This is a genomic window from Bacteroidota bacterium, assembly GCA_030706565.1.
In the GTDB taxonomy this organism is placed as follows: Bacteria; Bacteroidota; Bacteroidia; order Bacteroidales; family JAUZOH01; genus JAUZOH01.
Genome location: JAUZOH010000075.1, coordinates 1 through 13,375, shown reverse-complemented (window position 1 = coordinate 13,375; position 13,375 = coordinate 1). Strand labels below are relative to the sequence as shown.

Genomic DNA, 13,375 nt, shown 5'->3' with positions numbered 1-13,375 from the left:
TTTCTTACCCTTATCAGCCCATTTCTCAGCTTCATCAGCAAAGAAAACAATCTGGCCTGAAGCAGCACCCGGGGATGCAGGCAAACCTTTAGCAATCTCGGTAGCATTTGCAAGAGCTTTCTTATCGAAAACCGGGTGCAAGAGTTCGTCAAGTTTATTAGGTTCGCAACGAAGGACAGCCAGTTTTTCATCAATAATTCCCTCGCGAAGAAGATCCATGGCAATTTTCACCATTGCACTACCGGTACGTTTACCGTTACGGGTCTGAAGGAACCAGAGTTTACCTTCCTGGATGGTGAATTCCATATCCTGCATATCTTTGTAATGCAGTTCGAGGTTATGTTGAATATCCCAGAGTTCTTTATAGATTTCTGGCATGGCTTCTTCCAGGGAAGGATATTTAGAAGCACGGTCACTTTCAGAAACGCCGGCTAATTTAGCCCAGGCAATTGAACCAGCTTTAGAAATCTGTTGTGGGGTACGGATACCGGCAACCACATCTTCGCCCTGAGCATTGATCAGGTATTCACCGTTAAATAAGGGTTCGCCAGTAGCAGCATTTCTGGAGAATGCAACACCGGTAGCTGAGGTATTACCCATATTTCCAAATACCATAGCCTGAACACTAACAGCAGTGCCCCATTCTTCAGGAATATTATTTAATTTTCTGTATAAAATTGCACGTTCGTTCATCCAGCTGTCGAACACGGCCATAATAGCACCCCAAAGCTGTTCCATAGGATCGGAGGGGAAATCCTTGCCTGTGCGTTTCTTAACAGCAGCCTTGAAACGTTTAACCAATTCCTTCAGGTCATCAGCATCCAGCTCTGTATCCAGCTTAACTTTCTTTTCAGCTTTAACCTGTTCAATAATTTCTTCGAAAGGATCAATATCCTGTTTTGAAGCGGGTTTTAAGCCTAAAACCACATCCCCATACATCTGAACAAAACGGCGGTATGAATCCCAGGCAAAACGGGGATTATTGGTTTTTGCAACCAAACCTTCCACTACTTCATCATTCAACCCCAGGTTAAGAATGGTATCCATCATACCCGGCATGGAAGCACGGGCACCGGAACGTACAGAAACCAGGCAGGGATCCTTCTTGTCCCCGAATTTACTCTTCATCAGCCCTTCAATGTGCTTGATGCCATTTACCACATCATCCTGCAGGAGAGCCTTAATTGCTTCTCCACCTTTTTGATTGTATTCAGTACAAACCTCGGTCGTAATGGTAAAGCCCGGAGGAACAGGAACACCCACCAAATTCATTTCAGCGAGATTGGCTCCTTTTCCGCCAAGAAGATTTCTCATATCTGCTCTCCCTTCAGCTTTTTTATTGCCAAAGGCGTAAACACGTTTTACATCTGACATCTTGTTACTATTTTATGGTTAATATATATTATTTATTATGGCCTTTTGATTTTTTTAATTGAAAAGTTACAAAGGTATTCAAAAAGGTGTATCAATATTCCACTCAAAAAAAAATATTTTCAATATTATTTAAAATCAATAGTTTCCGAATTCAATTATTTAAAGTTACATCAATTTTATTTAATCGAACACTGTTATTTAAATAACACAAAAATATTTTTTTTCAATTAATTGCGAACCAATCAAAAAATACAGAACTTTGATCCGAATTTAAAATGTTGGGGTATTTTGCTTTAAAAATTATCCATCTTAAATATAAGAAGAATAGATAAAATAATCATTATGAGCAGTTCGCAGAATGAAAATATTTGCAACCCGGAAAGAAAGGAAGATATCAATATCCTGAATATCAAAAAGATCTGTATCCTTGGAGCAGGAAATATGGGTTCGTGGTTTGTCGAATCCCTCTGCCTGGATTATGAAGTAGCTGTATATGACAGCGATGCAACAAGGTTGAAATATTTTTTCCATTGCTTTCGTTTCACTTCCCTGAATGAAATCGAAGAATTCAAACCCGACCTGCTGATTAATTGTGTAAGCCTGCAAAATACATTCCGCTCATTTGATGAAGTGATGCCCTATTTGCCGGAGGCCTGTATAGTTTCAGATATTTGCTCTGTCAAAACCGGCCTGTTTGATTATTACCAAAAATGCAAACACCGTTTTGTTTCCACCCATCCCATGTTTGGGCCTACCTTTGCCAATATCAAAGAATTGAGTGACCAGAATGCCATTATCATTACTGAATCGGATGAAGAAGGCAAGCTGTTTTTCCGCAATTTCTACCGTTCCTTTAATTTAAAAATATACGACTATTCCTTTAAAGTACACGACCAGATGATAGCTTATTCACTGTGCGTGCCCTTTTCTTCGACTTTTGTTTTTGCAGCCTGCATGAAAAAACAGGAAGCACCGGGTACGACCTTTAAAAAACATTTAGCTATCGCCAAAGGCCTGATGTCTGAAAATAATTATCTGCTCTCTGAAATCCTTCAAAGCCCTTATGCCCTCGAACAGGTAGAAAAAATCAGTAAAAAACTTTCATACCTGATTGAACTGATCAAAAACAAGGATACAAAAGGAATGCACGACTTCTTTAAAATGTTGCGGGAGAATATAAGTTAATCCTGGCAAGGTTCAATAACAAGAATATTTTGGGTCCTGTCTGTAATCTTGTAACGGTCATCAAGCCGGCGGCCTACAATCCAGACAATCTTGTTCTCAGAAGTAAGAAGCCAGGCCTGTTCTTTTTCTATCAGCGAAAGTTTGTTGTCAATAAAATAATCGCTGAGTTTTTTGATGTCTTTCATGCCCAAAGGACGGAAATAATCCCCCTTTTGCCAATGGCGCAAAATCAGGGGAAAAGTAATCCGGTCATAATCAAGACAGGCTATCTGAGAGTTTAAAGGCAATTTAAAACCTTCTTCTTTTTTGATAACCCTGAGCTTTAGTTTAACAGGACCATTAATTAGTGTCATTCCCTCATCTATGTAATATTTCAGATCTGCCTGTTTTTTGATCCCGGTTATAATCAGGTAATTTCTGTCTTTTAATAACCGGTGAGTAGAAGAGAAAAATTGCTTACCGGGAATTCCATCCATTGCTTCGATAATTTCGGCGACATTATCCCTGGAAAAATTGAAGGGCACCAGAAATTCATAGAGATAGCTTGATTGGGGCTCTATCTCTTTCATCTTATTAAGATCAATATAAAACGATCCTTCTTTCTCAAAGCAAACCTGTTTTTTCACCTCCCCGACTTTCGAAAAGTAAATCTGTTCCGTTTCCGACAAACGTTGGATATTCTCTACGGCGGTCTGCAGGAAATTGGGATTTATCTTCTCTAAAACAGGCAGGATCAAATGTCTGATTTTATTTCTCGAGAACTTTACGGAAGCATTGCTTGAATCTTCCCGGAAATGCAAATCATGTTCAAGGCAGTAGGCTTCAATCTGCCTTCTGGAAGCAAACAGCATAGGGCGAATCAGGTGATTGCTTTTGGGTTTGATGCCGGTAAGCCCTTTAATTCCCGTACCCCGTACAATGTTCAGGAAAAATGTTTCCACTACGTCATTTAAGTTATGGGCAGTGGCGATATAATCATATTTATATTGAACCCTTATCTCCTCGAACCATTTATAGCGCAAATCACGGGCAGCCATTTCAATGGATATTCCTTCCTGCCGGGCATATTCCCAGGTATTAAACCGTATTACATAAAAAGGGACAGCAAGCATGGCCGCCATATTCCTGACAAATATTTCATCTTCGTCAGATTCTTCCCCCCTCAGCATAAAGTTACAATGGGCTACGCCAATATCTATGCCGACTTTATGAAACAAATGCAGCATGGAGATGGAATCAATTCCCCCGCTGACCGTCAGCAAGATCTTCTGTTTTCTGTCGAATAACTGATTTTTGTCAATAAAGTTCTGAAATTCCCTGATCATAAAATGCATAATTCTTATTTAAACAAAGTTAACAAAAACCGTTATTTAGTTCTTATAATTTTCATCTTCATTTTTGAGAACAAGAAAGTTTTTGGGCATGGGAGATTCAATGCGTATCATCTTCCCGGTCAGCGGATGGGGAAAAGTAAAGGAGCAGGCATGAAGGCGTACTCTCCGCAAGGGATAAGGACTTGCGCCATATTTATAATCACCTACAATGGGGCAACCTATTTCAGAAAGATGTACCCGGATCTGGTTTTTCCGCCCGGTATCAATTTTTACTTCAAGCAGGGAATAATTATCCAGTTCACGGATAATCCGGTAATGAGTGATTGCATATTTGGCTCCTATTTCGGAAGAAGTGGAGTAAACTTTTTGCTTTGCCCCCTCCCTGAGCCAACCCTGGATAGTCCCCTCAGGTTTCTCAGGCCTTCCTTCCACCAGTGCAAGATAGAATTTCTCAGTCTGTTGCCAGTGTTCTTTTAACCAATCCATCGTCTTTCTGCTCCTTGCAAAAAGAAGTACGCCCGATACTTCTTTATCTAAACGATGAACCACAAAAGCCCTGGACTGCCCTTTGGATTTTTTCTCCAGGTAAGCATTAACCGCATTGAGCATCGTCCGGTTACTTTCCTGGCCTGCAGTAGATATACCCACCGGTTTTTCAACCACAATCAACTGAGGATCTTCATAATATATCTTAAAGGAAATATTATAATCTGCTTCCCTGTTCCCGCCATGAGTATCCACAGTCAATTCGCCACCGGCCTGAAGTTTTTTTCTCAGGTCAGTAACCACCTCTCCATTATAACTTACGCATTGATTTTTAACCCATTTTTTAATTTTATTTTTTGAAGATTCACTAAACTTTGTACATAAAAAATCAAACAAAAAAACTTCATCTGTTAATTGGAATTTCATCATCTTTCTATACTAATATTTAAGTATTTCAGGCTCTTTCATAAAGAAATTATTCGGTTGATAACGGTCCTCGGATGAAAACTCAAAAGCCTGCCTGGTTACGTGATCCGGGACAAAAGGATAGAAAGAGAACCTAAACTGAATGGTTTTAAAGACAAGTCTTTCATTTCTGATTCTCACCCCTAGGCCAATGCCGGTATATAAATTATTATTAAAGATCAGAACATTTGAAGGGCCAATAAATCCCATATCCGTAAAAATATAAGGGGCAAAACGGAACTCGTAAAGGAAATAGGGCAAAAATGCAACTGTTTCAAAATGCATCGTCAATTTCTTATTGCCCCTGAGCGACATTCCTTTAAGCCCTTCAATACCGTCCATATCCTCTAAAGAAATATATTCATCCTTATAACGTTTTAGACCGTGCAAATAAGTAACATCAATGAAGGATCGTAATTTTGTTCGCCCAACCACATAAAGGTTACTGAAGAAATGATTGGTAAACTGAATCATCCCCTGTTCAAAAATATTTTTATTAAAAAAGCCGCCGAAATCCAGACTGAAATAACTGTAACCCAAACCGTTGATAAATCGGCCATTTGATAAGGACAGTCCGGAGTAAAAACGATCCAGGAATTCATTATCTTCAAAACCTGCAGTAGCTTTGATCAACATCCCATAGGGGATATCTTCGGTACGGCCAAAACTATAAATCAGATTACTCTTATAAAAATTCTGCCGGGAAATACCTATACTGAACAAATAGACTTTTTTATTGTAATATTGATAAAGCGAGTCATTGGTAACCATAGGGCGTCGAAGAAAAACAGTACGGTAAGCCCTGCCGGCTATAATCAGGTTAATCCTGCTTTTTTGCAAATAATTGGAAGGATTCAGATAAAAGGAACGCCCCAACCAGGCATCATAATAGTTGTATCTTAAAGATACAGGTTTACTGGTGGTATCAATGGTGGAAATACTTTGAAGTTCAGAATTTCTGTAAAATGAAAAACCGCCGGCATAAAGGGTGGACGGGGTAATAAAATTTTTAGTCACATCAATTCCAAAAGTCTTTAAGGAAGACAAATTGATATAACTTATTTTGCTGTCGACAAAACTTCCTAAAATATTATTAAACAGGTATGTTCCTTCAAAACCCAAATTTCTTGTTTCATGCGAATTCCAATGCAGATAATTGTTGATTTCATCACCGCGGCTAAAAATATTTTTATCCCAGATGCCTAATTTTCCGGAATATGAGCTGGTCACATCAAAATCAAAACCGGTTGAAAAAACATCTTTTGTAATGACCACAACATCAACAGAATCTCCTGCATTTTCAGGTTGGACGACATAAATCCGCGCATCTTCAATAAAAGGAAGGTCACGCAACAACCTTTCGTTATCGGCCATTTTAACCGGATCTACTTTCTGACCGGATTTTAGCAATAAATTTTTCCTGATGATCTGGTCATTGGTATTCCGATGCACATTATTTGCAGTACGTTCGACCCAGGAAGAAGCTCTCAGGGTAGTGTCGTAAACCGTAGGGCCAAAGACATCAATCTTCTGCAATCTGATTTTCCGTATTATTTTCCCGGAATAATTCATGAAAGGTTCTTCACTTTGCTGGGTCAGAAGAGTATCCGGATTTTTCTTTTTAACCGGGACAATAATAATATTACTTAACTCGCGGGTTAATCTTCGCTGATTAGCCAGGGATTGTAACTTTTCATAAATGTCTCCTGGTTCACTTTCCATTAATGCCTTGCGGGAATCAATGCCCGCCGAATCAACTAATACGGCAGCTTTTAAAGATGAAATTCTGAAGGTATCAGCAGTTACGATATGAGTACGATCCACCTTAGCTTTCCTTTTGCCTGCTTGCCGAACCTGACCATAAAGATGAGTGGGTAAAAAAATTTGAAAAATTATCCATAAAAATAATGCCTGCTTAAAATGAAGTATGTAAAATTTCGTGCGCACCTTAAATGATTATTAAGCAACCAGAAAAAAATTTTATTGCAATGCTACAATCCCTACACACCCTGTTTTTTTGCCCTGGAAAAAGCTGCTTTCCCTTTATAAAAAATAAATCCGGTCATTACCAAAGAGCCTAAGGCATCAAACCACGTTATTCTTGAAAATTCATAAAGGAAACATGAAACAAACAAAATAGCTGAGAGATACAGACCATTATTTATTCCCGATGTTTCATTTATAATCATCCATGAATGTGATTTTCTTTTAATACATAGTTTACTAACCATTAAAAAAAGCAGGGAACCCATTGAAATAACTATCCCTGGAATTGTTGTATCCGGTTTTTCACCATTTAAACAAATCAAAACCACACCAGCAACTAACCCGGCAGCAAGCAAATATAAACCAAAACCGGAAATAATAAGCTGCTTGCTTTCAGAAATACGGTTATGATTTACTTCCATATATTTTATACGCCCAACAATATTCAAAATTTGAAATGCAGGAATAATTTCTGCTACAATTGCTATTCCATAACAAAATAATGAAAATGCCGAAATAACCATACCCCAATATATGGATAATATGCCCATGATAGCCTCAAAAGTTAAAATGATAACAATCCAAATAAAATCAATTTTACTTAATTTGTCAGGATCAGGTCGCATAGGATCAATACACGTCATCAAAAACCTTTAAAATTGCATGATGCAGTTTGAGATCAAAGCCTCACCTTTTGACATTGGCAGAGACATCATCAGAATTAAATGTGAATCCCAACCGTTTACCGGTTGCCAGGCGCGAATTTTCAATTTTCTCGTTCAATTGAGCAACTGAAACAATTTTCACGTTATCGTAAGGAGGAACAAGTAAATCAAATTCCAGGCAATAAAGTATGGCGGAATTAACGATTTTAATCAAATCGGACTCCTGGATCTGGGCAGTTCCAAAATTATTATATAAAACGCCCAGTTGCCTTTTCCCCTCTACAAAATAATGTTTCTCCCGGTTAATAAAAATGCGGGCCACAAGATAACCCAAATCGTCAAGCCGGTTATAATTGAAAGAGTCGCTCAGAAAGTTATAAATATTGATCACACCGCAATAACTATTCAATTTATTTTCACTCACATACGAATTTTTCCACACGATATTATCCCGGTCAAACTCGAAAATATTTGTATGCATGTTGAAAATAAGCAGATCGCCGGCTATTCTAAGCTGGGCAGCATATTTGCCCTTATCGGTGTACAACAAATTAGCCCTTTTATCTGTCTGAGGAAGCATATTGGCATTATATTGCCTTTCAATATCCGTAAGCACCTGCTTCAGCGAAGAAAAAACCTCAAGTGTATTATCGTATACCTTCAGCTTGACACTTGACTTTTCAGCCAGAGTATCTAAAATAAGCCTGCTTTTGTCGAACTCTTCCATTTTTATTTAGAATTAAGGTTAATAACCACACAGCCCAACCACTTACCCTATCACATTCTCATCATCCCATTTCCCCATTATCCCATTATCTCATTATCCCATTATCTCATTAGCACATTATCCCATTATCTTAATATGCTTTTGCAAAAATAACCCTGTGGGGGGAAGGTTTACCGGTGACCATACATTTTCCTTCTTCCTCTTCGACATCCAGAGGGATGCAACGTATAGTGGCCTTGGTATCATCTTTTATTTTCAGTTCGGTTTCCGTAGTCCCGTCCCAATGGGCAGCAATAAAGCCACCTTTTTCCTCAAGCACCTGCTTGAATTCATCGTAACTATCCACCTTCCTGATGTTGCTGTCTCTAAAGGACAGGGCTTTCTGATACAAATATGATTGAATATCCTTTAATAAATCTTCGACAACGTTTTCAATTCCTTCCTGCGAAATAACATTCTTTTTCAGGGTATCACGGCGGACAATTTCAATGGTATTATTTTTCAGATCGCGGGGCCCAAGGGACAAACGTACCGGAACACCTTTCAGCTCATGGTAAGCATACTTCCATCCCGGCTTCTGCGTATCCCTGTCATCATATTTCACTGAAATGCCTTTACTTTCAAGTTTCTGTTTGATCACGGCGACCTTCTCAGAGATTGCAGACAGTTCCTCGTCATTTTTATAAACCGGAATAATTACCACTTGTATAGGAGCAAGCTTAGGAGGCAGCACCAGACCTTTGTCATCGGAATGAGCCATAATCAGAGCCCCCATCAGCCGGGTAGAAACGCCCCAGGAGGTTGCCCAGACGTAATCAAGCAATCCGTTTTTATCAGTAAATTTCACATCGAAAGCTTTGGCAAAATTCTGTCCGAGGAAGTGTGAAGTACCTGCCTGAAGGGCTTTGCCGTCCTGCATCAAGGCTTCAATGCAATAGGTATCAATGGCACCGGCAAATTTCTCATTTTCAGTTTTCACTCCTTTCAAAACAGGGACTGAAAGCCAGTTTTTTGCAAAATCTTCATAAACATTGATCATTCTCATGGCCTCTTCCTGGGCTTCTTCTTTAGTGGCGTGGGCAGTATGTCCTTCCTGCCATAAAAATTCGGCCGTACGCAAAAACAGGCGGGTACGCATTTCCCATCTTACTACATTAGCCCATTGATTCACCAAAATAGGCAAATCGCGGTAAGATTGAATCCAGTTCCTATACGTGGCCCAGATAATAGTTTCAGAGGTAGGACGGACAATCAGTTCTTCTTCAAGTTTGGAATCCTCATCAACCACCACCCCTTTGCCGTCAGGATCATTTTTAAGACGGTAGTGGGTAACAATAGCACATTCTTTTGCAAAACCTTTGACATGACTTGCTTCTTTTGAAAAGAAAGATTTAGGAATAAATAAGGGGAAATATGCGTTGGAATGACCTGTATCTTTAAACATTTGATCAAGGGCAGCCTGCATCTTTTCCCATATTGCATAACCATATGGTTTAATGACCATGCACCCCCTGACGGCAGAGTTTTCTGCCAGATCTGCTTTAACGACCAATTCATTGTACCATTCAGAATAATTTTCGGCACGACTTGTTAAGAACTTTTCCATAATCTACGATCAGAATTTATATACCTTTAAAAATTCGCAAAATAAAAAAAAATAGCCAGACTTTGTATGTTTATTTGTTTATTTGTTGCCAATTTTGAATTTTGGTTTTAGAGGGTTAACATCAGGATTTGCAGAAAAATGATGTGTGAATCAGGATATTAACTAAAATTTATTATTATTTCTGATTTTACAAAGTTATGATTTTATCTAAATATATACTGAGGCGTTTTTTCTATAGCCTTTTGATATTGTGGGGAGTAGTTACCGTGGTATTCATGCTCTTTAATGTATTGCCCGGCGATCCTGCACGTATGATGCTTGGGCAACGCACCGACCTGAATTCTATCGAAGCAGTAAAAAAAGAGCTTGGCCTGGACAAGCCCAAAAGCCTGCAATATTTAAGATATATCAATGAACTTTCGCCCGTATCGGTTTTTAACCTGAAAAACAAAGAAAGTTTTTTCTATTACGATACCGCCAAATATGGGAGCAAAAAGGTAATCCTGCATTTTTCGTCAAACAAGGCTTTATTGCTTAAATGGCCATATCTGGGCCGTTCATTCCAAAGCAAAAAAAATGTAGGGGCAATTATAGGCGAGACTCTGCCCAATACCTTTATACTTGCCTTTGCAGCCATTGTTTTTGCCAGTATACTTGGAATTGCCCTTGGGATAACCGCAGCCATAAAAAAGGACAGCGTTTTCGACCGTTTATCCTTGTTTTTCTCAGCCTTTGGCATGTCGCTTCCCTCATTTTTTGCAGCCATCCTCATAGGCTGGTTTTTTGCTTTTGTACTGGGCAAATACACCCACCTGAACCTTACGGGCAACCTGTACGAGGTTGATAACCTGGGCATGGGGGAGCATCTGATGCTTAAAAACCTCATTTTGCCGGCTTTCACACTGGGCATAAGGCCTTTGGCAATTGTCGTCCAACTATCGCGCAATTCCATGCTTGAGGTGCTTTCTCAGGATTATATCCGGACAGCCAAAGCAAAAGGTTTAAGTTTTTCCCAGGTAATCTGGCATCATGCCTTAAAAAACTCATTAAATCCTGTCATAACCGCCATATCCGGCTGGTTTGCTTCATTAATGGCAGGGGTGGTGTTCATAGAATATATATTTGGCTGGAAAGGGCTGGGTTATGTCATTGTTGATGCCCTGAACAATTATGATATGCCGCTGGTGCTGGGTTGCATCCTGACCATATCGCTTATTTTCATTATCATCAACTGGCTTGTTGATGCAGCTTATACATTAATTGACCCGAGAATTAAAATGATTTAGGAATAAATATTAATTGTGGGTTGCTATATTTTTGTACCTTTGAAGGTTGAAAATATTAACACATTTTTATTTATAAAAACCAATTAAGATATGAGAAAGAAGATAGTTGCCGGAAACTGGAAGATGAACAAGACTCTACCTGAAGGCATTGAATTAGTAAAAGAGATAAAAGAACTGATTACCAAAAAACCCGCATCCGATGTTACTGTTATTTTAGCACCACCATTTATTCATTTAACCGAAGTAAACAAGTTTGTTGATAACAAACAAATGTTCCTCTCTGCTCAAAATTGTGCTTCTGAAGCAAGCGGAGCCTATACCGGCGAAGTATCTGCCCAGATGATTAAATCTGTGGGCGCTTCTTATGTTATCATTGGACACTCTGAACGCCGTGGTTATTATCATGAAGACAATGCCATCCTGGCTAAAAAAGTAAATCTGGCACTTGAAAACGGCCTGTCCCCTATCTTCTGTTGTGGTGAAAATCTTGCAGAACGCGAATCCGGAAAATTCTTCGATGTCATCAAAAAAGAATTGGCTGAATCATTATTCGGACTTAACAAAGATGCTTTATTGAAGGTTGTTATTGCTTACGAACCTATCTGGGCTATTGGAACCGGCAAGACAGCTTCACCCGACCAGGCACAGGAAATTCATCAATTTATCCGCGGCCTGCTCACTGAAAAATATGGCAGGGAATTGTCTGAAAATATTTCTATCCTCTATGGAGGAAGCTGCAACGCTAAAAATGCCAAAGAACTGTTTTCCAATCACGATGTTGACGGTGGTTTGATTGGCGGTGCTTCACTGAAACCACAGGATTTCCTGCAAATTATCCATTCTTTCTAAATATTGCAGGCATAAATCATAATCATTAAAACCACATAACTTGTCGTGCGGCATGGTTTATGTGGTTTTTTTATGTAAACTTTTTTTGTATGGATTATATTGAGTTAAATTGCTCTATGCCTGAAGGCAGCCTTCAATCACAAGAAATTTTGATTGCTGAATTAAACAACCTTGGATATGAAGGATTTCTCGAAGACGAAACTGGCCTGAAGGCATATATCCCGGCATCTGCCTTCAATTTCGAAAAGATATTGTGGCTTAAGCAGGAATTCTCTGATTTCAAGGATATTCAATTTTCCTATTTGCTGTTGAAAGAACAAAACTGGAATGAAGAATCCGAGACCCGGTTTCAACCCATTATTATTGGGAATCGCTGTGTAATACGCCCTTCAACTTCAAAGACAGATCTTGGGGTAGAATTTGAAATCATCATCAATCCCAAAATGTCATTTGGTACTGGCAGGCATGAGACCACGACAATGATTGTTGAAACCCTCCTGGACATGGACCTCAGGGGGAAAAGTGTGCTTGATATGGGTTGCGGTACAGGTATCCTGTCCATACTTGCCTCAAAAAAACAGGCTGCAACAGTCACTGCTATTGACAATGATACATGGGCCTATCAAAATTGCCTGGAAAATATAAAAATTAATCATTGTTCAAATATTTCTGTCCTGTTGGGGGATGCACAGCTTCTTAAAGGCAAAAAATTCCAGTTTATCCTGGCTAACCTCAACCGTAACATTCTGGTAAACGATATGAAACATTACTCCGGATGTTCGGACAAAGGGACACAGGTGCTGATGAGCGGTTTTCTAACCAGCGACCTGGATATTGTAATAAAGGAAGCAGCAAAATATCAATTCAAACCCAACTTCCACAAGGAAAAAAATGATTGGGTAATGGCATCTTTCACCAAACAATAACGTATTAGGGAAAAACATTAAGTAACTTTATACGTTAATTAAGCAGATTTAAACTATTTCCCAAATGGGCCGGTGCAGACTTTTTTTTCTCATGATTGGATTAAGCTTGTCGTTTCAGGTATGGGGGCAGAATCTTAAAAAATTCGCAGATACCAAGTCATACCTCGACGATTTATTTATCTTTTTTGGCAAAAATCTTAATGATGAACAAAAAAAAGTCTATAATGATTTCGGAGCTTACTGGAATACAACAAGTGATGAAGAGAAATCAGAAATTTTGAGTACTTCCAATGAAATGCTCAAAAAAAAAGCAAGGCCCTCCCCTCATTTTTCAGATTACCTGGAAATTTTGAGGGAATTCAAAAATTCACCCAAAAATTCAGCAAATTTCAGGGAATGGCAAAAAGGTTTAATCCACATCCTGGACAATAAAAAATTATACCTGTCCGCTCTGGAGACCTACCTGTCCAATACATTAAGTTTGCT

12 protein-coding genes are annotated in these 13,375 nt (G+C 39.0%); 5 read left to right on the top strand and 7 right to left on the bottom strand.

The features are described from left to right. Positions 1–1,374, bottom strand: a 1,374-nt coding sequence (locus tag Q8907_05910) for a PEP/pyruvate-binding domain-containing protein (protein MDP4273802.1), incomplete at its 3' end; no start/stop codon positions are given. Positions 1,375–1,815: 441 nt separating this feature from the next. Between Q8907_05910 and Q8907_05905 the strand changes: the two genes are divergently transcribed. Further along, positions 1,816–2,559 (top strand): prephenate dehydrogenase/arogenate dehydrogenase family protein, encoded by a 744-nt coding sequence (locus Q8907_05905; GenBank protein MDP4273801.1) that lies wholly within the window; start codon positions 1,816–1,818, stop codon positions 2,557–2,559. Here the strand turns inward: Q8907_05905 and tilS are convergent. The 6 genes from tilS to proS all read right to left on the bottom strand — a co-directional run bounded on the left by tilS (position 2,556) and on the right by proS (position 9,828). Next, positions 2,556–3,884 carry a tRNA lysidine(34) synthetase TilS gene (gene tilS, locus Q8907_05900; GenBank protein MDP4273800.1) on the bottom strand — a complete coding sequence of 443 codons (1,329 nt, stop codon included), beginning with the start codon at positions 3,882–3,884 and terminating at the stop codon, positions 2,556–2,558. The two genes, Q8907_05905 and tilS, sit on opposite strands and share 4 nt — an antisense overlap. A gap of 45 nt (positions 3,885–3,929) precedes the next feature. Further along, the gene (locus Q8907_05895; GenBank protein MDP4273799.1) at positions 3,930–4,808 is read right to left on the bottom strand and encodes an RluA family pseudouridine synthase; all 879 of its coding nucleotides are present in this window, start codon (positions 4,806–4,808) and stop codon (positions 3,930–3,932) included. A 9-nt stretch (positions 4,809–4,817) separates the two neighbouring features. Then, positions 4,818–6,668: a hypothetical protein gene (locus Q8907_05890; protein ID MDP4273798.1), complete on the bottom strand. Its 1,851-nt coding sequence runs from the start codon at positions 6,666–6,668 to the stop codon at positions 4,818–4,820. A 176-nt stretch (positions 6,669–6,844) separates the two neighbouring features. After that, a complete protein-coding gene (locus Q8907_05885) occupies positions 6,845–7,474 on the bottom strand; it encodes a hypothetical protein (GenBank protein MDP4273797.1) in 630 nt (209 codons plus the stop codon). A gap of 43 nt (positions 7,475–7,517) precedes the next feature. Further along, on the bottom strand, positions 7,518–8,222 hold the full coding sequence (locus tag Q8907_05880) for a hypothetical protein (protein MDP4273796.1): 705 nt from the start codon (positions 8,220–8,222) through the stop codon (positions 7,518–7,520). 130 nt (positions 8,223–8,352) lie between these two features. Next, positions 8,353–9,828, bottom strand: coding sequence for a proline--tRNA ligase (gene proS / locus Q8907_05875; protein ID MDP4273795.1), 1,476 nt, complete (start codon positions 9,826–9,828; stop codon positions 8,353–8,355). A gap of 197 nt (positions 9,829–10,025) precedes the next feature. Between proS and Q8907_05870 the strand changes: the two genes are divergently transcribed. The 4 genes from Q8907_05870 to Q8907_05855 all read left to right on the top strand — a co-directional run. After that, a complete protein-coding gene (locus Q8907_05870; GenBank protein ID MDP4273794.1) occupies positions 10,026–11,114 on the top strand; it encodes an ABC transporter permease in 1,089 nt (362 codons plus the stop codon). A gap of 90 nt (positions 11,115–11,204) precedes the next feature. Beyond that, positions 11,205–11,963 carry a triose-phosphate isomerase gene (gene tpiA, locus Q8907_05865; GenBank protein MDP4273793.1) on the top strand — a complete coding sequence of 253 codons (759 nt, stop codon included), beginning with the start codon at positions 11,205–11,207 and terminating at the stop codon, positions 11,961–11,963. Positions 11,964–12,052: 89 nt separating this feature from the next. Continuing rightward, positions 12,053–12,889 carry a 50S ribosomal protein L11 methyltransferase gene (prmA, locus tag Q8907_05860; GenBank protein ID MDP4273792.1) on the top strand — a complete coding sequence of 279 codons (837 nt, stop codon included), beginning with the start codon at positions 12,053–12,055 and terminating at the stop codon, positions 12,887–12,889. A 64-nt stretch (positions 12,890–12,953) separates the two neighbouring features. Continuing rightward, positions 12,954–13,375: hypothetical protein (locus tag Q8907_05855; GenBank protein MDP4273791.1), on the top strand; the 422-nt coding region annotated here is incomplete at its 3' end.